Annotated in this window: 23 protein-coding genes; 16 read left to right on the forward strand and 7 right to left on the reverse strand. The window is 69.1% G+C overall.

What is annotated here, in order from left to right; all coding sequences use genetic code 11:
• Positions 1-7 precede the first annotated feature (7 nt).
• The gene (metG, locus tag DEU38_RS00855) at positions 8-1,603 is read right to left on the reverse strand and encodes a methionine--tRNA ligase (RefSeq protein WP_114718240.1); all 1,596 of its coding nucleotides are present in this window, start codon (positions 1,601-1,603) and stop codon (positions 8-10) included.
• A 20-nt stretch (positions 1,604-1,623) separates the two neighbouring features.
• Between metG and DEU38_RS00860 the strand changes: the two genes are divergently transcribed.
• On the forward strand, positions 1,624-2,463 hold the full coding sequence (locus tag DEU38_RS00860) for a TatD family hydrolase (protein ID WP_114718241.1): 840 nt from the start codon (positions 1,624-1,626) through the stop codon (positions 2,461-2,463).
• Between the two features lie 70 nt (positions 2,464-2,533).
• Here the strand turns inward: DEU38_RS00860 and DEU38_RS00865 are convergent, their stop codons facing one another.
• On the reverse strand, positions 2,534-3,538 hold the full coding sequence (locus tag DEU38_RS00865; RefSeq protein WP_114718242.1) for a pirin family protein: 1,005 nt from the start codon (positions 3,536-3,538) through the stop codon (positions 2,534-2,536).
• Positions 3,539-3,739: 201 nt separating this feature from the next.
• Between DEU38_RS00865 and DEU38_RS00870 the strand changes: the two genes are divergently transcribed.
• From DEU38_RS00870 to DEU38_RS00890, 5 genes are all read left to right on the forward strand, one after another.
• Positions 3,740-4,867 carry a resuscitation-promoting factor gene (locus DEU38_RS00870; protein ID WP_114718542.1) on the forward strand — a complete coding sequence of 376 codons (1,128 nt, stop codon included), beginning with the start codon at positions 3,740-3,742 and terminating at the stop codon, positions 4,865-4,867.
• Between the two features lie 9 nt (positions 4,868-4,876).
• A complete protein-coding gene (locus DEU38_RS00875) occupies positions 4,877-6,004 on the forward strand; it encodes a resuscitation-promoting factor (RefSeq protein WP_114718243.1) in 1,128 nt (375 codons plus the stop codon).
• A 29-nt stretch (positions 6,005-6,033) separates the two neighbouring features.
• On the forward strand, positions 6,034-6,927 hold the full coding sequence (rsmA, locus tag DEU38_RS00880) for a 16S rRNA (adenine(1518)-N(6)/adenine(1519)-N(6))-dimethyltransferase RsmA (RefSeq protein ID WP_114718244.1): 894 nt from the start codon (positions 6,034-6,036) through the stop codon (positions 6,925-6,927).
• Positions 6,928-7,092: 165 nt separating this feature from the next.
• Complete coding sequence (locus DEU38_RS00885; protein WP_254622836.1) at positions 7,093-7,713, forward strand: hypothetical protein; 621 nt, start codon at positions 7,093-7,095, stop codon at positions 7,711-7,713.
• Between the two features lie 181 nt (positions 7,714-7,894).
• Positions 7,895-9,487: an ABC transporter substrate-binding protein gene (locus tag DEU38_RS00890; RefSeq protein WP_114718245.1), complete on the forward strand. Its 1,593-nt coding sequence runs from the start codon at positions 7,895-7,897 to the stop codon at positions 9,485-9,487.
• Positions 9,488-9,556: 69 nt separating this feature from the next.
• Here DEU38_RS00890 and DEU38_RS00895 read toward each other — a convergent pair whose 3' ends face one another.
• From DEU38_RS00895 to DEU38_RS00905, 3 genes are read right to left on the reverse strand one after another with little or no spacing between them, the layout of a single operon-like run.
• Complete coding sequence (locus DEU38_RS00895; RefSeq protein ID WP_114718246.1) at positions 9,557-11,815, reverse strand: cation-translocating P-type ATPase; 2,259 nt, start codon at positions 11,813-11,815, stop codon at positions 9,557-9,559.
• Positions 11,815-12,726: a DUF748 domain-containing protein gene (locus DEU38_RS00900; protein ID WP_114718247.1), complete on the reverse strand. Its 912-nt coding sequence runs from the start codon at positions 12,724-12,726 to the stop codon at positions 11,815-11,817. Before DEU38_RS00900 ends, DEU38_RS00895 begins: the two co-directional genes overlap by 1 nt.
• An 8-nt stretch (positions 12,727-12,734) precedes the next feature.
• Complete coding sequence (locus tag DEU38_RS00905; protein ID WP_114718544.1) at positions 12,735-12,944, reverse strand: heavy-metal-associated domain-containing protein; 210 nt, start codon at positions 12,942-12,944, stop codon at positions 12,735-12,737.
• A 323-nt stretch (positions 12,945-13,267) separates the two neighbouring features.
• Here DEU38_RS00905 and DEU38_RS00910 point away from each other — a divergent pair, with 323 nt between their 5' ends.
• Both DEU38_RS00910 and DEU38_RS00915 read left to right on the forward strand, forming a co-directional pair.
• A complete protein-coding gene (locus DEU38_RS00910) occupies positions 13,268-13,471 on the forward strand; it encodes a cold-shock protein (protein WP_031940068.1) in 204 nt (67 codons plus the stop codon).
• Positions 13,472-13,633: 162 nt separating this feature from the next.
• Complete coding sequence (locus DEU38_RS00915; RefSeq protein WP_114718248.1) at positions 13,634-14,125, forward strand: nuclear transport factor 2 family protein; 492 nt, start codon at positions 13,634-13,636, stop codon at positions 14,123-14,125.
• Here DEU38_RS00915 and DEU38_RS00920 read toward each other — a convergent pair.
• Positions 14,110-15,078, reverse strand: coding sequence for a YafY family protein (locus DEU38_RS00920; RefSeq protein ID WP_114718545.1), 969 nt, complete (start codon positions 15,076-15,078; stop codon positions 14,110-14,112). The two genes, DEU38_RS00915 and DEU38_RS00920, sit on opposite strands and share 16 nt — an antisense overlap.
• A gap of 110 nt (positions 15,079-15,188) precedes the next feature.
• On the opposite strand from DEU38_RS00920, the gene DEU38_RS00925 reads away from it, so the two are divergent.
• The 6 genes from DEU38_RS00925 (at position 15,189) to DEU38_RS00950 (ending at position 20,738) form a co-directional block, all read left to right on the forward strand.
• Positions 15,189-16,148: an ATP-binding cassette domain-containing protein gene (locus DEU38_RS00925; protein WP_114718546.1), complete on the forward strand. Its 960-nt coding sequence runs from the start codon at positions 15,189-15,191 to the stop codon at positions 16,146-16,148.
• Positions 16,149-16,198: 50 nt separating this feature from the next.
• Positions 16,199-16,942 (forward strand): ABC transporter permease, encoded by a 744-nt coding sequence (locus DEU38_RS00930; protein WP_114718249.1) that lies wholly within the window; start codon positions 16,199-16,201, stop codon positions 16,940-16,942.
• A gap of 62 nt (positions 16,943-17,004) precedes the next feature.
• Positions 17,005-17,943 (forward strand): 4-(cytidine 5'-diphospho)-2-C-methyl-D-erythritol kinase, encoded by a 939-nt coding sequence (locus DEU38_RS00935; RefSeq protein WP_114718250.1) that lies wholly within the window; start codon positions 17,005-17,007, stop codon positions 17,941-17,943.
• Positions 17,943-19,733 (forward strand): ABC-F family ATP-binding cassette domain-containing protein, encoded by a 1,791-nt coding sequence (locus DEU38_RS00940; protein WP_114718251.1) that lies wholly within the window; start codon positions 17,943-17,945, stop codon positions 19,731-19,733. The genes DEU38_RS00935 and DEU38_RS00940 overlap by 1 nt, the downstream gene beginning before the upstream one ends.
• A gap of 112 nt (positions 19,734-19,845) precedes the next feature.
• Positions 19,846-20,343 (forward strand): nuclear transport factor 2 family protein, encoded by a 498-nt coding sequence (locus DEU38_RS00945; RefSeq protein WP_114718252.1) that lies wholly within the window; start codon positions 19,846-19,848, stop codon positions 20,341-20,343.
• Entirely contained in the window at positions 20,340-20,738 is a 399-nt protein-coding gene (locus DEU38_RS00950; RefSeq protein WP_114718253.1) for a VOC family protein, read from the forward strand. The genes DEU38_RS00945 and DEU38_RS00950 overlap by 4 nt, the downstream gene beginning before the upstream one ends.
• Here DEU38_RS00950 and DEU38_RS00955 read toward each other — a convergent pair.
• Positions 20,728-22,080: an MFS transporter gene (locus DEU38_RS00955; RefSeq protein ID WP_114718254.1), complete on the reverse strand. Its 1,353-nt coding sequence runs from the start codon at positions 22,078-22,080 to the stop codon at positions 20,728-20,730. The genes DEU38_RS00950 and DEU38_RS00955 overlap by 11 nt on opposite strands.
• Before the next feature lie 120 nt (positions 22,081-22,200).
• Here DEU38_RS00955 and DEU38_RS00960 point away from each other — a divergent pair, with 120 nt between their 5' ends.
• Together DEU38_RS00960 and DEU38_RS00965 are read left to right on the forward strand one after the other, a co-directional pair.
• Positions 22,201-22,917, forward strand: a complete 717-nt coding sequence (locus tag DEU38_RS00960) for a pyridoxal 5'-phosphate synthase (protein WP_114718255.1) — start codon at positions 22,201-22,203, stop codon at positions 22,915-22,917.
• A gap of 29 nt (positions 22,918-22,946) precedes the next feature.
• Positions 22,947-23,984 (forward strand): enoyl-CoA hydratase/isomerase family protein, encoded by a 1,038-nt coding sequence (locus tag DEU38_RS00965; RefSeq protein ID WP_114718256.1) that lies wholly within the window; start codon positions 22,947-22,949, stop codon positions 23,982-23,984.
• Positions 23,985-23,987 lie beyond the last annotated feature (3 nt).

A 23,987-nucleotide genomic window follows, 5' to 3' on the forward strand; every position in this document is an offset into this window, starting at 1 on the left:
GTGGGCGCTACTCCTCGACCGTCTCCTCGACGTATCGCGGGAACACGCCGACCGGCTTCGGGAGCGGCGTACCTGCGACGATGCGGGTCTCGAGGTCGGTGAACGTGCGCGCTTCGGGCGTCTGCCCCAGGAGGTCGAGGATCTTCTCGGCCGAGCCCGGCATCACCGGCTGGACGAGGATGCCGACGATGCGGACCACTTCGAGGGTGACGTACAGGACCGTGGCCATCCGAGCGGGATCGGTCTTGCGCAGCACCCACGGTTCCTGCTGCGAGAAGTACCGGTTGGTTTCGCCGAGCACGTGCCAGATCGCCTCGAGCCCGAGGTGCAGCGCCTGCACGTCGAACTCGGCGCGGACCTTCGCGAGCAGCGCGTCGGCCTGCGCGAGCAGCGCACGGTCGTCGTCGGTGAGTTCACCCGGCGTCGGCACCTGGGCATCGCAGTTCTTGGCGACCATCGACAGTGAGCGCTGTGCCAGGTTGCCGAGCTCGTTCGCGAGGTCGGTGTTCATGCGGGTGACGATGGCCTCGTGGCTGTAGCTGCCGTCCTGGCCGTAGGAGATCTCGCGCAGCAGGAAGAAGCGGACCGCGTCGAGGCCGTACTGCTCCACCATCGCGAGCGGGTCGACGACGTTGCCGACAGACTTCGACATCTTCTCGCCCTTGTTGTAGAGGAAGCCGTGCACGAAGACGCGCTGCGGCAGCTCCACACCTGCGGACATCAGGAACGCCGGCCAGTACACGGTGTGGAACCGCGTGATGTCCTTGCCGATGATGTGCAGGTTCGCCGGCCAGTACTTCCGGAACTCGTCCGAATCGGTGTTCGGGAATCCCGCGCCGGTGAGGTAGTTGGTGAGCGCGTCCACCCACACGTACATGACGTGCTCGGGGTCGCCGGGCACCGGCACGCCCCAGTCGAACGTCGTGCGCGAGATGGACAGGTCCTTGAGTCCGCTCTTGACGAAGCTGAGGATCTCGTTGCGGCGGGTGGACGGTGCGATGAAGTCGGGGTTCTCCTCGTAGTGGGCGAGGAGTCGGTCCTGGTACTTCGAGAGGCGGAACGTGTAGTTCGACTCCTCGGTCCACTCGACCGGCGTGCCGGTCTCGGTGGCGATGCGGGTGCCGTCCTCCTGGAGGGTGGTCTCGTCCTCGGAGAAGAATGCCTCGTCGCGCACCGAGTACCAGCCCGAGTACGTGTCGAGGTAGATATCGCCGGACGCCTTCATCCGCTCCCAGATCGCCTTGCTGGCCTCGAGGTGGTCGGCGTCCGTGGTCCGGATGAACCGGTCGTACGAGATGCCCAGGACCTTGTCCATGGTCTGGAAGACATCCGAGTTGCGCGCGGCGAGGTCGCGGACGTCGATGCCTTCCTTGGCCGCAGTCTGCTGCATCTTCAGGCCGTGTTCGTCCGTGCCGGTCATGAAGAACACGTCGAATCCGTCGAGACGCTTGAAGCGCGCGATCGCGTCCGACGAGATGTACTCGTAGGCGTGCCCGATGTGCGGGGCGCCGTTGGGGTACGCGATCGCGGTCGTCAGATAGAACGGGGTCCGGGAGGGCTGGGCAGGCCCGGCCGGCGGAGTAGGCGAGGAAGGCACAGTCATGGTGCGCCTACTCTATCGACGTGAGTAAGGATCGTCCCGCCCCGGACCTGCCCGAGCCGCTTTTTCCACTCGTCGACGCCCACACCCACCTCGATGCGTGCGGCGCGACGGACGCCGCGAGCGTGCGCGAGATCGTCGACCGCGCGGCGTCGGTCGGTGTCGAGCGGGTGGTCACGGTGGCCGACGACCTGGACGCCGCGAAGTTCGCGGTCGACGCCGCGAACTGGGACGACCGTGTTTTCGCCGCCGTCGCGATCCACCCCACGCGTGCCAACGTCCTCGACGACGCCACCAAGGCGGAGATCGAGCGTCTGGCGTCCGATCCGCGCGTCGTCGCGGTCGGTGAGACCGGGTTGGACCTGTACTGGCCCGGCAAGCTCGACGGCTGCGCCGCAGTCGAGGAACAGGAAGACGGCTTCCGCTGGCACATCGACCTCGCGAAGCGGCTCGGCAAGCCGCTGATGATCCACAACCGGGACGCCGACACCGACCTGCTGCGCGTCCTGCACGACGAGGGTGCGCCGGAGACGGTGATCTTCCACTGTTTCTCGTCCGACGCCACGATGGCGCGGGCCTGCGTCGACGCCGGCTACGTGCTGAGCTTCTCCGGCACGGTGAGCTTCAAGAACGCGAAGGCGCTGCGTGAGGCGGCGCCGCTCGTCCCCGCCGGACAGCTGATCGTCGAGACCGACGCGCCGTTCCTCACGCCGCACCCGTTCCGCGGTGCACCCAATCAGTCGTACTGCCTGCCGTACACGGTCCGCGCGCTCGCGGAGCTGCGCGGCGAGGATCCGGCGGAGCTGGCCAAGTCGTCGACCGCGACGGCCGAGCGCGTCTACCGCCTGCCGGCCCGCGACTGACCTCGGCCGCAGCGCCCACTCCCGACCCGGGTGCGCGGGATCCCGCGCACCCGGGCCGAGGAATGGTCACTCAGGCCGACGGCGGATTCGTCCGGGGCTTGATCCGCGCGTTCGGCAGCGGCGGTGCCGGCAGCCGCGCCACGTCGCCGGTGTAGCCCTGCACCGCGCCGAACCGCTCGGACTCGGCCTGCCACGCGTCGCGGAACGCCTCGATCTCCTCGTGGCTGCGGCCGACGAAGTTCCACCACATCACGATCTCCTCGCCGAACGGCTCGCCGCCGAGCAGCACGACGCGGGCTGGTTCGTCGGTGAGGTTCGTCAGGGTCAGCTGCGACGCCCCGATGCCGGCGTAACCGAGGTCGGCGCGGGCAAGATCGACGCCGTCGATGTCCTCGAGCCGCACCGATCCGGTGTCGACCAGGACGCCGTGCTCGAACGTCGGATCCACGTCCAGCCGGACCGAGGCCCGCGGTTCGAGCGTCAGTTCCGCGCCGAGCAGCGGAGTGAAGGTGTGCACCGGTGACGACGAACCGGCCACCGAGCCGAGGAAGACCCGAGCCGACCCGCCGTCGACGGACACGACCGGCGGTACGTAGTGCTCGAAGTTGCGGGGCGCGTCGCGGGCCGCGTCGGGCAGGGCCACCCACAGCTGGACGCCGTGCAGGATCGTGGTCTCCGGGGTGGAGACCTCCGAGTGACAGATGCCGTGGCCGCCGGTCATCAGGTTGACCTCGCCGGGGCGGACCATCGCGTGCACGCCCTTGCTGTCGCGATGCTCGATCTCGCCGGTGAACAGCCAGCTGACGGTCTGCAGCCCGGTGTGCGGGTGCGGCGCGACGTCCATACCGCCGGTGAGCGCGACGTCGTCGGGGCCGTAGTGGTCGGCGAAGCACCAGGCGCCGATCAGCGACCGCGCACGCTGCGGCAGGGTGCGGCGCACCGGCATCGCGCGCGGCCCGCCCAGCGGCACCTCGCGGGAGGAGATGACCTCGAGCAGAGGACGGCCCGCGGACCCCGGTGCATCGGGGCCGTGCTCGCACTCGATCTCGACGGGCTGGGTTTCGACATTGCTCATGGAACCACCCTCCCACGCGGCGGCAACACGCCCGGGCGGACATTCTTTTCCACTGGGCCCGTGACCGATTCGTGATCGACCAGCGGCGATTCCGAGATGATTGTCGCAGCGTATGTGCTGATCGACACGTTGTAGTTGCCAGATCACAGCCTCGCCGTTACCGTGCTGTGATCGAACCTGTCGTCAGCCTTGGGACTCCTCGTGTCGCCTTTTGCTCGGATCAACACCGCCAAGTCGCCTCTTCTCTACGTCGTGGTCGCCGCTCTCTTCGCGACCCTGCTCGTAGGTGGCGGACTGGTCGTCACGCAGCACAAGAAGGTCACGCTGGACGTCGACGGCGAGACGATCGCGCTCAGCACGCTGCGCTCCGAGGTCGGGTCGGTTCTGGACAGTGCGGGTTACCCGCTCGGTGAGCACGACGTCGTCGCGCCGGGCCCGGACGCCAAGCTGTCCGACGGCGACACCGTCGTCCTGCGCCGCGCCCGCGAGATCGTGTTGACGGTCGACGGTGAGCGCCGCACGGTGTGGTCGACGGCGCTGACCGTCGACGACGCGATGCGTCAGCTCGCGCTCGCCGGGGACGCGTACGTGTCGGCGTCGCGCGGTCAGCGGATTCCGCTCGAGGGTGTCGAGCTCGACGTGGTCAACGCCAAGACCGTGAAGATCTCCGACGGTGGTGCGCCGCCGGCCGAGGTCCGCGTCGCGGCGCCCACGGTGGGTGAGTTCCTGGCCGCCACCAATGCGACGCTCGAGCAGGCCGACAGTGTCGTTCCGGCACCCGAGACCCCGCTCGCCGACGGGCTCGAGATCGTTGTCACCCGCAGTCGCACCGAGACCCGCACCGAGACGCAGCCCATCGCCGCGCCGGAGCGCCGGGTCGACGATCCACAGCTCACCGAGGGCAAGACCGCGGTGGACAACCACGGTGTGCCGGGCGAGCGCACGGTGACCGTGACCGTCCAGACCGTCAACGGGGTCGAAACCGGCCGCCAGGAGTTGTCGTCCGCCGTCGTCCGCGAGCCCGCCCCGACGGTTCTCCGAGTGGGCACCAAGCCCGTGCCCACCGTCCCGGCCGTCAGCAACGGATCCACGTGGGACGCGATCGCACAGTGCGAGGCCACGGGCAACTGGGCGATCAACACCGGCAACGGCTACTACGGCGGCCTCCAGTTCAGTCAGAGCACGTGGGCGGCGTACGGCGGCACGCAGTATGCGCCGACGGCCGACCGCGCGACACGCGAACAGCAGATCGCGGTCGCCGAGAAGGTTCAGGCCGCGCAGGGCTGGGGTGCCTGGCCGTCGTGCACCAGCAAACTAGGTCTCCGGTAAGGAATCCCGATGTCACCGCTGTCGAAGATCAACTCGAGTCGCTCACCCATGCTGTACGGCGTGGTGGCAGCGACCCTCGTGACCCTCACGGCCGGTGGCGGGATCGCCATCGCGCAGCACAAGACGGTCACCGTCGACGTCGACGGTGAACTGGTCAGCGTGGGCACGATGTCGTCCGATGTCAACGGTGCGCTTGCGGCCGCCGGCTACTCGCTGGGCGAGCACGATGTGGTCGCCCCCGCGGCGGAATCGGGTCTGCACGACGGCGACACCGTGGTGTTGCGCCGCGGCCGCGAGGTGATGCTGACCGTCGACGGCGAGCCCCGTACCGTCTGGACCACCGCGCTGACGGTGGACGAGGCGCTCAACCAGTTCCGGCTCGCGGGTGACGTGCACGTCTCGGCGTCCCGCGCGCAGCGTCTGCCGCTCGACGGCGCCGACATCGATGTGCTGAATCCGCGGACCGTGCGCCTGGTCGACGGCGCGTCCGCGCCCGCCGAGGTCCGCCTGGCGGCGCCGACGGTGGGGGAGTTCCTCGCCGCGAACGGAACCCCGCTCGAGCAGGCCGACACCGTCGAGCCCGCGGCGGACGCCGCGCTGGCCGAGGGCATGGAGATCACGGTCACCCGGGGTCGTGTCGAGGAACGCGTGGTCACCGAGCCGGTCGCGCCGCCGGAGCAGCGCATCGAGGACCCGACGATGAACATGAGCCGCACGGTCGTGGAGAACCCGGGTGTCGCCGGGGTGCAGGACGTCACGTACACGGTCAACTTGGTCAACGGCAACGAGACGGGTCGCGAGCGCGTGTCCGCGACGGTGACGGTGCCGGCCCAGCCCAAGGTGGTGCGGGTGGGCGCCAAGCCGGGCACCGAGGTGCCGCCGGTGGAGAACGGCGCGACGTGGGACGCGCTCGCACAGTGCGAGGCCACGGGCAACTGGGCCATCAACACTGGTAACGGCTTCTACGGTGGCGTCCAGTTCGACCAGAACACGTGGGAGCGGCAGGGCGGCCTCAAGTACGCGCCGCGCGCCGACCTCGCGACCCGCGAGGAACAGATCGCGATCGCCAGCCGCACACAGGCGACGCAGGGCTGGGGTGCGTGGCCGTCGTGTACCAGCAAGCTGGGCCTGCGTTGATCGCGACCCGCGTGCGTTAGGTTCTTCAGGTGTCAGACGCCGTGCCGCCCCCCATTCGCCCACGAGGCCAGGCTGCCCTCCTGGGCCCCGCCGAGGTCCGCGCCCTCGCAGAAGAGTTCGGGGTGCGCCCCACCAAGCAGCTCGGTCAGAACTTCGTGCACGACGCCAACACGGTGCGTCGCATCGTCACGACCGCCGGCGTCGGCCCGCAGGACACCGTGCTCGAGGTCGGTCCGGGTCTGGGATCGCTGACGCTGGCGCTGCTCGACGTGGTCGACAAGGTGATCGCCGTCGAGATCGACCCCAAGCTGGCGGCGCGGCTGCCCGCGACGGTCGCGGACCGCGCGCCCGAGTTGGCGGACCGGCTGTCGGTCGTCGGCGCCGACGCGATGCGCGTGATGCCCGACGAGGTGCCGGGCGAGCCCACCGCGCTGGTCGCGAATCTGCCCTACAACGTCGCCGTTCCAGTGCTGCTGCACCTGTTCGCGGAGTTTCCGAGCCTGCGTACCGCGTTGGTGATGGTGCAGTCCGAGGTCGCGGACCGTCTCGCGGCGGTTCCGGGCAACAAGGTGTACGGCGTGCCGAGTGTGAAGGCCAACTTCTTCGGTACCGTCCGGCGCGCCGGACACGTCGGTCGCGCGGTGTTCTGGCCGGTGCCGCAGGTCGAGTCCGGTCTGGTGCGGGTGGACCGCTACGAGAACGCGCCGTGGCCGATCGACGCCGACCACCGCCGCAAGGTCTTCGCGGTCATCGATGCGGCATTCGCGCAGCGCCGCAAGACGCTCCGCGCGGCGCTGGCCGGCTGGGCCGGATCGCCCGCCGAGGCCGAGCGACGCCTCGTCACCGCCGGCATCGAGCCCTCCACGCGCGGTGAGAAGCTCGACGCTGCCGCGTTCGTGCGGTTGGCATCCGTGCAGCCCTGACCAGCCCACGTCCGGTCTGCTCCGGAGCGTGATTGGCGGCACCGTTTCGGGCGATCGGTCGGTCTGTTTTCGCGGCGTCCAGTCCAGTGGGACAGAATGCAACGGTGGTCCGGCCCGTCGGGCCACCGGGAGATCGCTCCCGGACAATCGATTGCTTCGAGGAATGTGGTTGTGAACAAGGGAATTCGGGCGGTAGTGCGGCGGTCCGGTGCTGTCGTGGTCGCGCTTGCGGCGTTGACGGTGGCTGGATGTGGATCCTCGGTCGAGGGCAGCGCTGCCGCTGCCGACGCCACGTCCTCGACGGTGGCTTCGACCTCGGTCTCGGCCCCGACATCGGTGGCTGGTCAGCAGGGTAGCGACCGCGGTGGGTCGGTCGACATCGACGTCGAGATCGGCGACTGCGTGCGGCTGGGGGGGACCACGGACGACGCGACCATCGACGAAGCAGTCTGCGGCAGCGAGCAATCCAACTACCGGGTGGTCGCCAAGGCGGCGAAGAACGCGCAGTGCGCGTCGGACGTCGACCAGGTGTACTACGAGACCAAGTGGGGCAGCGAGCGTGGGGCGCTGTGCCTCGACATCGACTGGGTGATCGGCGGATGCATGAGTCTGCCGGACGGCGAGGACGAACCGCAGCGTGTCGACTGCGACGACTCGACGGCCGTGAGCGTCGAGCGTGCGGTGGAGATCATCGAGGGCGCGACGGATGTCGACCAGTGCTCGGAGGGCGGCTTCGTCCACGACGAGCGACTGTTCACGGTGTGCACGGAGACGGTGCGCCCGTAGGGCGGGTTCCGTGACGGCCGGCCGGGTCTGTCGGGAATCCGGCCGGCGTCGCTGACACGGTCGAAGTTCCTGCTCGAGGCAAATTCTCACTCAATGGGAACGGGCATTCCGTGCGTTCCGTCACCGGTTAACGTCTGCGCCAATGTGTGGCGGGCGTCACACCTGGGTGACTGGAGGGTGCGTGGGTAGCAGGACGAGGTTCGGCAAGAGCCTGACAGCGGTGTTGATTGTGGGTGCGCTCGCTCTCGCGGGCTGTGCGAGTGCGGAGAGCAGCGGCGACACCCGAACCCCACCCGCGGTGGGCATGGTCGGGGAGCAGGCCTCGGACACCACGGGGTCGGTGGCGCAGCTGACGTTCAGCGTGCAGGCGCTCGCGGCGGTCCTGGACCCGACGAAGACCGCGGCCCGTGGCGGAAGCGGCGGCGACGAACTGGCGGCGGTTTACGACGTGCTGCTGCGCTACGACGGAGACAGCAACGAGTATGAGCCGCGGCTGGCGCAGTCGTTGACGGCGAACGACGCCGGCACGGTGTGGACGCTGAAGTTGCGTCCGGGCGTGACGTTCAGCGATGGCACGCCACTCGACGCGAACGCGGTGGTGGCCAGCATCGACCGATACAACAACGGCCGCGGCAACGGTGCCGCCGTGTGGCTCGAGGCTGTCGAATCGACGACGGCGGTGGATCCGCAGACTGTCGAGTTCCGCCTCCGCACCGCGTGGCCGACCTTCCCGTCGATGCTCGCGCTGGGGCACGGCATGATCGTCGCCCCCGGCGCCGGTGAGGGCGAGGCCTTCAAGCCGATCGGTGCCGGCCCGTTCGTGCTCGAGCGCTACACCCCCAACGAGGAGCGGGTGCTCACCGCGCGCGCCGATTACTGGAACGGCAAGCCGAGCGCCGAGAAGCTGAAGTTCGTCGCGCTCAGCGGTTCGCGCGAGAACCTCGAGTCGATGAAGACGAACGGCATCGACATCGGCTTCCTGCGCGGTAACCCGTCGGCCATCTACGACGCGATCGACGCCGGTTACCCCGGCTACTTCAGCATCCTCAACAGCGGCGGCGCCGAACTCGTGAACAACCGCGAGGGCCGCCCCGGCGCGGATGTCCGGGTGCGCAAGGCGATCGCGCTCGCGATCGATCCGGAGCTCGTCGGCCAGCGCGGCGACGACGGTCTGGGTCTGCCGGGCAAGGCGTTGTTCGACGAGCGTTCGCGGTGGGCCACCGACGTGGATGCCCTGCCGTACGACCCGGATGCTGCACGCAAGCTGCTCGACGAGGCGAAGGCTGACGGCTACGACGGCCGCCTCGATTACGTCGTGCTGCAGGTGCCGAACGAGCAGGCGATCGGCCTCGCGGTGCAGTCGCTGCTGCAGGCGGTGGGCTTCACCGTGAACATCATCAACGCGAACAACGCGGGCGACATCGTCAAGCAGGTGTACGTCCAGCACGACTACGACATGGCACACGCGGGAATCGGTCTTTACGAGTCGATTCCGTTCCTGGGCCTGCAGACGACGTTGGACGGCAGTTCCACGTCGAACTTCTCCGGCTACTCGAACCCGGTCATGGATGCGCTGCTCGACAAGCTGCAGGCCGCGGACGGCGACGATGAGATCCGGGGCGTGCTGGGCGAGATCCAGACGGAGTGGAACGAGACGATGCCGAGCGTGCCGACCAGTTCGGTCATGATCTACGTGTCCTGGCAGAAGGACGTGCACGGGGTGGTCCCGACCGCCACCGGCATCATGCTGCTCGACAAGGCCTGGCGAGGCTGACCTCCGACGGCCGAGGGGCCCGGCGCGTCTCGATGACGGCGCCGGGCCCCTGTCGTGGGCGGGGTGCGTTCAGCTCGACGGACGGAACCGTCGCAGCCGCAGGCTGTTGCTGACCACGAACACGCTCGAGAACGCCATCGCGGCACCGGCGAGCATCGGGTTCAGCAGGCCTGCCGCGGCCAGCGGGATCGCCGCCGCGTTGTAGGCGAAGGCCCAGAACAGGTTTCCCTTGATGGTGCCGAGGGTCCTGCGGGACAACTCGATCGCGTCGGCGGCCGATCGCAGGTCGCCGCGCACGAGGGTGATGTCGCTGGCCTCGATCGCGACGTCGGTGCCGGTGCCCATTGCCAGACCCAGGTCGGCCTGGGCGAGTGCTGCGGCGTCGTTGACGCCGTCGCCGACCATCGCGACCACCTTGCCGCGCGCCTGCAGGTCCTTGATGGCGTCCACCTTGTCGCCGGGCAGTACCTCGGCGATGACGGTGTCGATGCCGACCTGTGCGGCGACCGTGCGGGCCACCGTCTCGTTGTCGCCGGTGAGCAGGACCGGGGTCAGCCCCAACTCCTTGAACCGCCGGATCGCGTCGGCGCTGGTGTCCTTGACCGCGTCGGCGACCACGAACACGGCGCGAGCCTGTCCGTCCCAGCCGGCCGCGATCGCGGTCTTTCCCAGTTTCTCCGCACTCTGCTTCGCTTCTGCGAGATCCTCCGACAGGTGCAGCGACCAGTCGGCGAGCAGGCTCTCGCGTCCGGCGACCACGGCGTGACCGTCGACGACGCCCTGCACGCCCTTGCCTTCGACGTTGACGAAATTCTCTACGCCGGGCAGGGTTCCGACCGCATCGGCGGCACCGGCGGCGACCGCCTGTGCGATCGGGTGCTCGGACGCGTTCTCGAGCGCACCCACCAGACGCAGGGCCTCGTCGCGGTCGACGCCGTCGGCGGTCACCACGTCGACGAGGGTCATCTTGCCGGTGGTGACGGTGCCGGTCTTGTCGAGCACGATCGTGTCGACACCGCGGGTGGTCTCGAGGACCTCGGGTCCCTTGATCAGCACGCCCAGTTGGGCTCCGCGGCCGGTGCCGACCAGCAGTGCCGTCGGCGTCGCCAGGCCCAGGGCGCACGGGCACGCGATGATGAGCACCGCGACGGCCGCGGTGAACGCCACCTGCAGCGGGTTGCCGGTACCGATCCAGTAGCCCAGGGCGGCAACGGAAATCGCGATCGCGATCGGGACGAACACGCCGGCGATGCGGTCGGCGAGCCGCTGGACGTCGGCCTTGCCGTTCTGCGCGTCCTCGACGAGGGCGGCCATCTGCGCGAGCTGGGTGTCACTGCCGACGCGGCGGGCGCGCACCACGAGGCGTCCGCCGGCGTTGACGGTGGCGCCGACGACGTCGTCGCCCGCCCCCACCTCCACGGGTACCGATTCGCCGGTCAGCATGCTCATGTCGACCGCGGAGCTGCCCTCCACGACGACGCCGTCGGTCGCGACCTTCTCTCCCGGGCGGACGACGAACAGGTCGTCGACACGCAATTGTTCAGCGGGGATGCGGGATTCGACACCGTCGCGCAGTACCGAGACCTCCTTCGCACCCAGCTCGAGCAGGGCACGCAGCGCCGCTCCGGCGGTTCGCTTGGACTTGGCTTCGAAGTACCGTCCGGCGAGGACGAACGTGATGACACCGGCCGCGACCTCGAGATAGATGTTCGCGGCGCCGTCCATCCGGCCTATGGTCAGCTCGAAGGCGTGCGTCATGCCGGGGGTGCCGGCGGTGCCGAAGAACAGTGCGTACAGCGACCAGAGGAAGGCCGCCGCGGTGCCGAGCGAGATCAGCGTGTCCATCGTCGCGGCGCCGTGGCGAAGGTTGGTCCAGGCGGCGCGGTGGAACGGCAGTCCCGCCCACACGATCACCGGCGCGGCCAGGGTCAGCGAGAGCCATTGCCAGTTGGTGAACTGCAGGGCCGGGATCATCGCCATCGCGATCACGGGGACCGACAGCACGGCCGAGACGATCAGTCGGGTGCGCAGCGAATCCAGTTCGCGGTCCCGCGGATCCTCCGCCGGCCCGGATCCGTCGGAGGTCGGGGGAGTCGGTAGCGTCGCGGTGTAGCCCGCCTTCTCGACCGCGCCGACCAGATCGTCGGTGCTGACCGAGCCGTCGAAGGTCACCTTGGCCTTCTCGGTGGCGTAGTTGACGGTTGCGGTGACGCCCTCGATCTTGTTGAGGCGCTTCTCGATTCGCGCGGCGCACGACGCACATGTCATGCCGCCGATAGCGAGTTCGACGGTGCCGTCACGGCCGGTTGCGAGATCTGCCGTAGTCATCAGTGCCCTCCTTCGTGGCCGTCGGTTGTGGGTGCGGGCTCGCTGGCGCCTACCGGCACGGTGAACTCGGCGGTGTGGACGGTGCCCTCGTGCTGGAAGTCGAGGAACAACCGGTAGGTGCCGCTGCTCGGGGCTTGCGCGTGGAATGTCACGTCCGGGCCGGACGCGGTGACGCCGTCGCCGGGTTCGCCCTCGGGATGCACGTGCAGATAGGCGAGGTCGCCGGTGCGCAGCGCGACCAGGTGGCCGTAGGCGCCGAGGTACGGATCGAGGTCGGTGACGGGGACGCCGTCTTGCGTGACGGTCAGCGTCAGCGGGCCGCCCGCGGTGGTGAGGTCGCCGTCCAGGGTTACCGTGTAGCCGTCGACGGTCGCGGCGCGCGACGCGGTCGGCAGCGGCGCCGGCTGCAGTTCGCCGGCGACGTCGACGTCCCGCCCCAGTGTCAACTGTGCGGGGGCGCCGCTGGCCTGGAAGTCGGCGAACACCCGGTAGGTGCCGCCGGTGGGCCACGTCCAGTCGATCGACCACGTGCCGTCGGCGCCGAGCGTGGGATGGACGTGCAGGAACTCGCTGGTGTCCGAGCGGACGACGATCAGGTGGAGCTGCTTCTCGTGCAGGTCGTCGTACTCGGTGACCGGGGCGCCGTCGGCGTCCTCGATACGGAAGCTGAGCGTGCCGGCTTCACCGGCGCGGGTGGGAGAGGCGATCTCGCCGAGGGTGTAGCCGTCCTGCGAGACCTGCAACCCCGCGGGGAGGCTCGGCGCCGATTCGGTGTCGGCGGCCGCGTGGCCGCCGGTGTGTGTGCTCGTCATGTCGATCGGGCTTCCCGTGACGGTCCCCACGCCGAGGGCCGCAGCGAAGACGACCGCGAGACCCCCGGCGTAGGTGATGAGCGTGGTGGACGTGCGCATCGGATTCCTCAGATCGGCTGGGCTGCGTATCCCGCTTCCTCGACCGCGGCGGTGACCACGGCGTCGGCGAGCGGGGCGGCGGACGTGACGGTGAGGCGGCCCGAGGGCAGATCGACGGCGACGTCGGAGACGCCGTCGATCGCGCCGACCTCCTCCTTGACCGAGGAGACGCAGTGTCCGCAGGTCATGCCCGTGACGGTGTATTCGGCGGTGCTCATGGTGGTCTCCCTCTGTGGTACCACTACCCCCTGTGGGTATTGGTCGAACAGTTCGAAAGGTACCCCTAGGGGGTATGGATGGCAAGGGGCTGATTCGAGATGTGCGACACGTCTGGGCCGAGCCGATGCGTATCGGCGCTGGTTGTGGTTGACTGATGGCGGTCGTAGTTTTTGTGTTTGTGTTAGTCCACGCTCGCAAATCCTGAAGTTGCGGGCGGACGAGTTCTCTCCTGAGAGCGACGTAGCCGCCGAGTAACACCGGCCCGGGAATCCCTGACCTGGAGTTTCCCGAGTTTGCACTGTGTAAGAGGAGAGAAAGAAACATGGCAGAAGGCACCGTGAAGTGGTTCAACGCTGAAAAGGGCTTCGGCTTCATCGCGCCCGACGACGGCTCCGCCGACGTCTTCGTCCACTACTCGGCCATTCAGACCAACGGCTTCCGCACCCTGGAAGAGAACCAGCGCGTGCGCTTCGAGGTCGGCCAGGGCAACAAGGGCCCGCAGGCCACCGACGTCACCGCTGTCTGAGCTGACTCGGATCTGCCCGGCTGAGCCGGGTTGACGACGAGAACGGGGCCCCACACCTTCGGGAGTGGGGCCCCGTTCCGTGTGTCCGGGCCCGAATCGTCGCCTCGGCACCGAATCGGAAGTAAGGTTCGGCAACCGCGCCCGCGCGACGGAAGGACCGAGGTGACGCCCTACGAGTTTCGTGCGCTCAGCGATCGAGCCGAGATCGGTGATGTGCTCCACCGCTACTATCGCGGCGTCGACCGGCGCGATTGGGCCCTGGTGCGCTCGTGCTTCTTCGACGACGCCCACAACGACTACGCCCCCTTCTACCAGGGCGGGGTCGACGAATTCATGGACTTTCTCCGTGACCCTGCCGGCTTCGGCCTGTTCGACCGGACGTTCCACTTCGTCGGGAACATGCTGATCGAACTCGCCGGTGATTCGGACCTGGACACTGCAGACGCCGAGACGTACGTCATGGCGCAGCACACCAGCGCGGCCGACGCCGGCAACACCACCCGCAACTTCCTGACCGTGTGGCTGCGGTATCTCGACCGCTTCGAGCGCCGGGAGGGCCGGTGGGCCATCGCGGACCGGCGGATCGAGGTCGAGTGGATCCGCAACGATGTCGGTGGCATGTGGATGGACGTGCCCGGTCAGGCGCCGCGGTAGCGCTCGGCGACCAGGGCGTGCCGTTCGGCTCGGCGCCGGCACTCGTCGCGCAGCTCGGGCGGATCGAGCACGGTGAAGTCGACGTCGAACGCGCTGAGCCATCGCGCGATCGAGGCCAGCGAGTCGCCGCCCAGCGCGACGACGCAGCGGTTGTCCGGCGCGTGCTCGAGCGTGCCCCACGCGGCGTCCACCATCGGGGCGATCTCGTCGATCGGCGCATCGAGCAGTACCCGCGCCCGGACCTGCGTTACGGCCCGGCTGACGCCGCGCGCGACGAACTCCGCGGCGCCACCCGGCGGCAGTTCGCGGGGCGTGAATCGCGGGCCGGTCGGAATCTTGGGTTCCATACGGTCGACGCGGAACGACCGCCAATCGTCGCGCGTGACATCCCACGCGACCAGGTACCAGCGCAGCCCGGAGCGGACCAGCCGGTAGGGCTCCACCTCACGGCGGCTCTCGCTGCCGCCGTGGGCGCGGTAGTCGAACCGGAGCCGCTCGTGGTTGTGGCACACCGACGCGATCGCCGACAGCACCGATGCGTCGACGGCGCTCGGTGCAGGCTCGCGGTGCACCACGTCCACCTGCAGTGACTCGAGGCGGTGCCGCAGCCTCGACGGCATCACCTGCCGCAACTTGGTCAGTGCCCGCACCGACGATTCGCCGATCCCGACGACCGACCCCGTAGCGCCGGACTGCAGGCCGAGGGCAACTGCGAGGACCTCGTCGTCGTCGAGTAGCAGTGGCGGCATCTCGGCGCCCGCGCCGAGGCGGTAGCCGCCCCCGACGCCGACCGTCGCGTCCACCGGGTAGCCGAGGCCGCGCAGCTTGTCGACGTCGCGCCGCACGGTGCGCGGCGTGATGTCGAGCCGTTCGGCCAGTTCCTCGCCCGACCAGTCCCGGCGGGTCTGGAGCAGGGACAGCAATCGCAGCAATCGTGCCGATGTTTCCCGCATGCATCGCAGCATCCCATCGATTGCGGACGTTAGGTGTCCGCAATTGCTCCTAGTTTTCGTGGCGAGAGGGAACGAACCACGAAAACGGGGAGGTACGGACCATGCACGCGATGATCCGCACGGAGGCGTTGACCAAACGCTTCAAGCAGGGCAAGAACACGGTGGACGCGGTGGTGGACGTCGATCTCGAGGTCGCCGACGGCGAGTTGGTGGCGCTGCTGGGCCCGAACGGGGCCGGCAAGTCGACGACACTGCGGATGCTGACGACACTGCTGGCGCCCACGTCGGGCCGCGCGAGCGTCGCCGGATTCGACGTCAGCGCCGACCGCGACGAGGTCCGCCGCCGGATCGGCTACGTCGGGCAGGGCAGCGGGGCCGGCCACAACCAGCGGGTGCGGGACGAGTTGGTGACCCAGGGCCAGTGCTACGGCATGACGAAGGCGGCGTCCGGGATCCGGGCCGACGAACTGCTCGACGCCCTGGACCTCGCGGACCTCGCCGTCCGCAAGGTGAGCACGCTGTCGGGCGGTCAGCGCAGGCGCCTCGACATCGCCCTCGGGCTGGTCCACCGGCCGCCGCTGCTGTTCCTGGACGAGCCCACCACCGGTATGGACCCGCAGAGCCGGGCCAACCTGTGGGAGCACATCCTGCGGCTCCGGGCACAGATGGGCACGACGATCGTGCTCACGACGCACTACCTGGAAGAGGCCGACGCGATGGCCGAGCGGGTGATCGTCATCGACCGCGGCACGGTGATCGCCGACGACACCGCGACCGCCCTGAAATCCGATCTCGCCGGTGACCTGCTGACGATCGGGCTGGACGAGCCGGGGGCGGCGAGCCGGGTCGCGGGTCTCGCGGAAACGCTCGTGACGGTCCGCGACGTCGAGGTCACAGGCGCCACCGTGCTGGTGCGGACGCGGCAGGGCGACGTGACCCTGCCCGAGCTGCTGCGGGTCGCCGAGGAGCGCGGCCTGCGCGTCGCGACCGCGGAGATCACCCGCCCCACCCTCGACGACGTGTTCCTCGGCCTCACCGGCCGCAGCCTGCGCGAGACCGCTGCGGCGTGACCGCCGATCCCTCGACTCGATCCGACATCCAGACCCGAAGGAGCACTCTCATGACCGGCATCGTCCGCGACAGCGGCATTGTCATGGCGCGCGAACTGCGACCCACGCTGCGTGACCCGGTGAGCGTCGTGTTCAGCCTGGCCCAGCCGCTGATCCTGCTCGCCCTGTTCGGCCCGCTGTTGAAGAGCGTCCCCGGGATGGGGGAGAGCGTGTGGAACTGGTTCATCCCCGGCGTGCTGGTGATGATCGCGATCTTCGGCACCTCGATGACCGGTTCGAACCTGCTGATGGAGATGCAGCAGGGCTCGCACGAACGGATGCTGGTGACGCCACTGCACCGCTCGTCGCTGCTGATCGGGCGGGCCGCGAAGGAGATGGTTCCCCTTGCCGCGCAGGCGATCCTGATCATCCTGGTGGCGCTGCCGCTGGGCCTGGACGTCGATCCGCTCGGCGCCGTGATCGGCATCGTGTTGCTCGGGGTGTTCGGTGTGGGGCTCGGTGCGCTGTCCTACGCGCTCGCGCTGGCGGTGCGGAACCAGGACTGGATGTTCTGGGTGGTGCAACAGACGTTGATGTTCCCGATGCTGATCCTGTCGGGCACGATGCTGCCACTCGACGACGCCCCGGGGTGGATGCGCGCCCTCGTCACGATCAACCCGCTCGGCTACGTGGTCGACGCGGAGCGGGCCCTGTTCGCGGGCGATCTCGCATCCGGAGCCGTGCTCTCGGGGGTGGTCGCGGCCGTCACCGTCGCGGTCGTGGGACTCGGCGTCGGCGTCCGGTCCGTGCGATAGGCGGAAGTGGCGTCTGAGGTGCGTTTTCGTGACCCCGCGCCGAGCGCCTATTGTTGGAAATTGTGCTTTCCGTCGTCCCACGCCCCGTTACGGTCCGGGCCCCGTCCAAGGTCAATCTGCACCTTGCCGTCGGCGACCTGCGCGAGGACGGCTACCACGAACTCAGCACGGTCTTCCAGGCGCTCTCGCTCAGCGACGACCTCTCGGTGGTGCCCGCGGAGACCCTGACGGTCCGGGTGCGCGGGGAGGGCGCGGCGGCGGTGCCGACCGACCGCACGAACCTGGTGTGGAAGGCCGCGGAGCTGCTGGCCGCCGAGGCGGGCATCACTCCCGACGTCGAGATCTCGATCGTGAAGGGCATCCCGGTGGCCGGCGGCATGGCGGGCGGCAGCGCCGACGCGGCCGCCGCGCTGGTGGCGCTCGACGAGTTGTGGGGTCTGGGCCTGAGCCGTGATGAGCTGAGCGGTTTCGCGGCCCGGCTGGGCAGCGACGTCCCCTTCTCGCTGCACGGTGGGACCGCCGTCGGCACCGGCCGCGGCGAGAAGCTGCTGCCGGTGCTCTCCCGCAACACGTTCCACTGGGTGCTGGCGCTCGCGAAGGGTGGGCTGTCGACGCCGACGGTGTTCCGTGAACTCGACCGTCTCCGCGACGAGGGCGATCCGCCGCGGGTCGGTGATGTCGCGGACCTGATGCACGCGCTCGCGACCGGAGACGCCGCGGCGCTGGCGCCGCTGCTCGGCAACGACCTGCAGGCGGCGGCGCTGTCGCTGGCTCCCGACCTTCGGCGCACCCTGCGTGCCGGGGTCACCGCGGGCGCCCTCGCCGGGATCGTGTCGGGCTCCGGCCCGACCTGCGCGTTCCTGTGCGAGGACGCCGACGCGGCCGTCGCGGTGGGGGCGGAACTCTCGGGTGCGGGAGTGTGCCGCACCGTACGCGTCGCGAGCGGGCCCGTGCCCGGCGCGCGCGTGATCGACCCCGAGCCGGAAGAAGGCAGCCACTGATGGCGAATTTGATCAATCTCGAACAGGTTTCGAAGTCCTTCGGCATCAAGCCGCTGCTCGATTCCGTCTCGCTCGGCGTGCAGGAAGGTGAACGCATCGGTGTCGTCGGCCTCAACGGCGGCGGCAAGACCACGATGCTCGAGGTGCTTGCGGGCATCGAGGAACCCGACTCCGGTCGGGTCAGCCGCGTCGGTGGGCTGCGAATGGCGGTCGTCACCCAGCGCGGTGTCCTGCCCGAGGGGGCGACGGTCGGCGACGTGGTCCTCGGACCGCTCGGTGTCGCGGACCACGAATGGGCGGGCGACGCACGGATCCGCAGCATCCTCGCGGGCATCGGGATCGACAACCTCGGCCTCGATGCCGGGGTCGACGGACTCTCCGGCGGCGAGCGGCGGCGTGTCGCGCTGGCCGCGGCGCTGGTGCAGGACCTCGACCTGCTGGTGCTCGACGAGCCCACCAACCACCTCGACGTCGAGGGTGTGCAGTGGCTGGCCGAACACCTGGTGTCGAGGCGCTCGGCCCTGGTCGTCGTCACCCACGACCGCTGGTTCCTCGACACCGTCGCGAACCGCACGTGGGAGGTGGTGGGCGGCAAGGTCGAGAGCTACGAGGGCGGCTACAACGACTGGATCTTCGCGCGCGCCGAGCGATCCCGGCAGGCCGACGCCGCCGAGGAGCGCCGGCAGAACCTGGCGCGCAAGGAACTCGCGTGGCTGCGGCGCGGACCGCAGGCGCGCACGTCCAAGCCCAAGTACCGGGTGGAGGCCGCCGAGGCGTTGATCGCCGATGTCCCCGCCCCGCGCGACAGCATCGCGCTCGCGTCGTTCGCGAAGCGCCGGCTGGGCCGGGTCGTCATCGAACTCGAGGACGCCAAGCTCACCACGCCGGACGGCCGCGAACTGGTCCACGACCTCACGTGGCGGCTCGCGCCCGGCGAGCGTGTCGGCCTGGTCGGGGTCAACGGCTCCGGTAAGACGACGCTGCTGCGCACCCTCGCCGGCGAGCTCGAACCGGCCGAGGGCAAGCGGATCGAGGGCCAGACCGTGAAGATCGGGTGGCTGCGCCAGGAACTCGACGACCTGCCCACCGACATGCGCGTGCTGGACGCGGTCAAGGATGTCGCCGAGCGGATCACGCTGGGGGACAAGGAAGTTTCGGCCGGCCAGCTCGCCGAGCGGCTCGGCTTCGCGCCGGCCCGCCAGCGCACCCCGGTGGGCGACCTGTCCGGCGGCGAGCGTCGTCGTCTGCAGCTCACCCGCGTCCTGATGGCCGAACCCAACGTGCTGCTGCTCGACGAGCCCACCAACGATCTCGACATCGACACCCTGCAGCAGCTCGAGGATCTGCTCGACGGCTGGGCCGGCACGATGGTCGTCATCTCCCACGACCGCTACCTCATCGAGCGCATCTGTGACACCACGTGGGCGCTGTTCGGGGACGGCAAGCTGACGAACCTGCCCGGCGGTATCGAGGAGTACCTGCGCCGGCGCGCGGTGCTGGCGCAGAAGCCGGAGAACGTGGCGCAGTCGGTGGCGTCCACTGCCGGGGCGTCCGCGCCGAGGGTGGCCCGCGACGGGGCGGCCGATCGGGCGGCCCGCAAGGAGCTCTCGCGGCTCGAGCGCGCGGTCGCCAAGCTCGACGAGCGCGAGGCGAAGCTGCACGCCCAGCTGGCGGAGGCGGCGACGGATCCCGCGAAGCTCATGGCGCTCGACGCCGAGCTCAAGCAGGTGGTGGCCGAGAAGGAGGCCACGGAGGAGCAGTGGATGGAGCTCGCGTCCGAGCTCGACTGAGCCGCGGCGGTGTAGCTGCCCTGCAACGATAATCGCACTACGGACCCCATACGTCCGTGGTGACGGTTAGCCTGCACTTGTACCGTACGGGTCTGGGCGGAGGGCGGGCATCGTGGATCTGGAGGCGATAGCCGAGATCAGTCGGCTCAAGTACCGATACGTGCGTGCCCTCGACACCAAGTCGTGGGTCGACTTCGCGGACACCCTCCTGCCCGATGCCACGGCCACGTATGCCGAGCACCTGCGGTTCGATTCGCGGGATGCGTTCGTGTCCTTCCTGCAGGACACCCTCGGTCCGCACGTGATCACCGAGCACCACTGCGGGCACCCGGAGATCGACGTCAGCGGTGATACCGCGACCGGGATCTGGTACCTGTCCGACACCGTCGTGGTGCCGGGCGACCAGATGCTGATGCACGGCGCGGCCTTCTACGAGGACACCTACCGGCGGGACGCCGCAGGCCGGTGGAAGATCGCGCACACCGCATACGAGCGCACCTACGAGTCTGTGTACTCGCTCGCGGACATGCCGAGCTTCCGCCTCACGTCGAACCGGTGGGCCCTCATCGGCTCGCCGCAGTCCGGAACGGCGTCCGGGATCGTCCCGTGACGGATCTCCCCGCTGCCGGCGCCCTGCCGTATCTCACGGTGCGCGGGGCGGGGCGGGCGATCGAGTGGTACCGGAAGGCGTTCGGCGCCGAGGTGGTGGGCGAGCCGATCGTGATGGACGACGGCCGGATCGGGCACGCGGAGCTGCGGCTGCAGTCCGGGATGATCTATCTGGCCGAGGAGTTCCCGGAGATGGGGCTCAGCGCGCCGGAGTCGGGTGCCACGTCGGTGAGCCTGATGCTGCCGGTCGACGACACCGACGCGGTGCTCGAACGGGCCCGCGACGCCGGCGGCAGGGTGGAGCGGTGGATCTCGGAGAACCACGGCCGCCGCAACGCGACGCTGATCGACCCGTTCGGGCACCGCTGGATGCTGTCGGGTCCGGTCAAGGACTGACGGATTCGCGGGTGCCCGGTCGTGGGGCCGGTCGGCTGGTCCGTACCAGGGTTTCCTTGGACAGGAATACTGCGAGGGCGGACAGTGCAATGAGCCCGATGAAGTACCAGGCGATGTTGTCGGTACGGCCGCCGTTCCCGAGTCCGACGAGCCAGTTCGCCATCAGCGGTGCGGTCCCGGCGCCGAGGACGGAGCCGAACTGGAAGGTCAGGGAGACACCCGTGTAACGGTCCTGCGTTTCGAACTTCTCGGCGAGGAAAGCGCCGATGGGGCCGTACATCGACGCCTGGATGATCGGATTGCCCACCAGGAAGCCGATCGCGACCAGCCAGTAGCTGTCGGAGTTGAACAGCGCGAACATCGGGAAGACGAGCACGACGGAAACCAGCCCGCCGGCGAGCATGATCGGGCGGCGTCCGTATCGATCCGAGAGCCAGGCGAAGAAGGGGATCGCGAAGATGTGGACGACGCTGGAGAAGGTGAGCATGTAGAGGGCGTCCTGGCGCGGCACCACACCCTGGGCCGCGACGTACGGAACGACCCAGACGGCGAGCAGCGCCTGCATGAACAGCGGTCCGGCCGTGGCCAGGATCCCGTACACCGTGGACGCGGGGTACTTCTCGAGAACGCGGAGGATCGGTGTGCCGGTGTGCACTTCACCGGCTGCGCGAGCCTTGGCGAAGTCCGGGGACTCTGTCACGCGGTAGCGCATGAACAGTCCGACGATCACCAGCGCAGCGGACAGCAGGAACGGTACGCGCCAGCCCCAACTGAGGAACTCTTCGTCCGGAAGCCCTGCAAACAGGGCCAGAATCAGAGTCGCAAGGACAGACCCGGTGGGGCCGCCGGTGACGGCGATCGATGCGGCGAGGCCGCGACGATCCTGCTTCACGTGTTCGGCAGCCATGAGGGTGGCGCCCGCCCACTCGCCGCCGACGGCGAGGCCCTGGATGACGCGGAGGGCGACCAGGATCAGCGGAGCGGCCACTCCGATCGTCTCGTAGGTCGGCATGAGGCCGATTGCGACGGACACGAGCCCCATCATCATCAAGGTGATGACGAGAATGTTCTTGCGCCCGAACTTGTCGCCGAAGTGCCCGAAGAGGATGCCGCCGATCGGGCGCGAGATGTAACCGGCGAGCAGGATGATGAACGAGAGCGTCGACCCCAGTACCGGATCCATCGTCTCCGGGAAGAACAGCGCAGGAAACACCAAACCTGCTGCGGCGCCGTAGAGCAGGAAATCGTAGTACTCAACCGTCGATCCCAGAAAGCTCGAGACCAGCGCGCGACGCGAATCCTTCGGCGAGGGATCCGTGTGCGCGGTGTGCGGAAGATGCATGGCACTCCTTCGATGTGGCGACGTCAACCGACGAATCCACAGGTTCGACTGTGTGACGCATCACAGCAATCGAGCGTGCCGTACGGCGGCACGCTCTGGCAGACGACTAGGGTTCCGCGTATGTCCGCCAGGCAGATCCGCGCGTCGTATCCGGACACCCGTAGTTGGATCCGTGCCATTCCCGGTGCGTCGGCCACCGCGCCCGCCACCGGACTCCCGATGCCCCGCGCCACGGGGGACACTGCGCTGCCCGCCGATCCGGTGGCCCTGTTCCTGGACTGGCTCGAGGAGGCCGTCGCGGCCGGCGTGGTCGAACCGCACGTCGCGACGCTGTCGACGGTGGACGAGGCGGGCGCGCCCGATGCCCGCACGCTGCTGCTCAAGGACGTCACCGAGGCGGGATGGTGGTTCTCGTCCGACCGGCGTTCACCCAAGGCGCGGCAGTTGGACGCTGATCCGGTTGCGGCGCTGACCTTCTACTGGCGGGAGCAGGGCCGTCAGGTGCGGGTACGGGGTTCGGTGGTGCGCGGCGACGCGGACGTCAGCGCACGGGACTTCCTGGAGCGTTCGGTGACGGCGCGTGCGGTGGCCGCGGCGAGCCGGCAGAGCGAGATCCTCACCGATGTCGCGGAGTACGACGCCGCGGTGCGGGAGTCGGTGGCCGAGGTGGAGGCCGATCCGTCCTACGTCGAGGACACCTGGCAGGCTTGGTGTCTGGTCCCGGAGACGGTGGAGTTCTGGCACGCCGATCCGGGCCGCCGGCACCTGCGGGTGCGGTACCGGCGCAGCCTGGAAGTCGAGGGTGTGAGCTGGGCCCGCGACGCGCTGTGGCCGTGAACCGATCGAGAAGAACATAAGGAGGTCCGGTGACGTCGTTCATCCAGACCCGGGTACACGGGAACGTCGCAGAGATCGTGCTCGATCGGCCCAGGGCGCTCAACGCCCTGGACGCGAGCATGATCCGAGACATACACGCGGCACTGGTGCAGTGGCGCGACGACGACGCGATCGCCGTGGTGCTGGTGACCAGTTCGTCCGAGCGCGCGTTCTGCGCAGGCGGCGACATCAAGTCGGTGCGGCAGTCTGCACTGGACCGTGACCACAACGCCGTCCACAAGTTCTTCTCCACCGAGTACCAGCTCAATGCGCTCATCGCGAACTACCCCAAGCCGTATGTCGCGCTGATCGACGGACACGCGATGGGTGGTGGGCTCGGCATCTCGGTGCACGGATCGATTCGTGTGGTGACCGAGAAGGCCGGCCTCGCGATGCCCGAGACCGCAATCGGCTTCTTCCCCGACGTCGGTGCCAGCTACTTCCTGCCCCGGCTCACCGGCGCGACGGGAATGTACCTGGGCCTCACCGGTGCCCGGGCGTCGGGCGCGGACGCCGTCGTCGCCGGTCTGGCTACCCACTTCGTGCCCAGCGACAAGCTCGACGCGCTCGCCGACGAGATTCGAGAGATTCGCAGCGGCGGAGATGTCGTCGCCACGATCGAGCGTCACGCCACCGAGGCGCCGGCATCGGAGATGGCGGATCAGCTCGACGAGATCGACCGGGTCTTCGGGTCGGGCAGTGTCGCCGACATGGTGGCGCGGCTGACCGGCGACGAAGAGTGGACCAAGGCCACCCGCGAGGCGCTGGCCACGGTTGCCCCCAGCAGCCTGTGGATCACAGCCGAGTTGGTGCGCCGGGGCGCGGACCTGACCCTCGAGCAGTGCCTGGATCTCGAACTGGCACTCGGCGCCGAGGTCACCCGCAACGCGGACTTCATCGAAGGTGTGCGGGCCGTTCTGGTCGACAAGGACCGCAATCCGTCGTGGAATCCGCCGTCGGTCGACGACATCGATGCCGAGGCGATCGAGGCGCTGTTCACCGAGGTCACCGCCGAACCGGCGGAGTAGCCG

The sequence above is a fragment of the Rhodococcus sp. AG1013 genome, assembly GCF_003350365.1.
Classification (GTDB): Bacteria; Actinomycetota; Actinomycetes; order Mycobacteriales; family Mycobacteriaceae; genus Prescottella.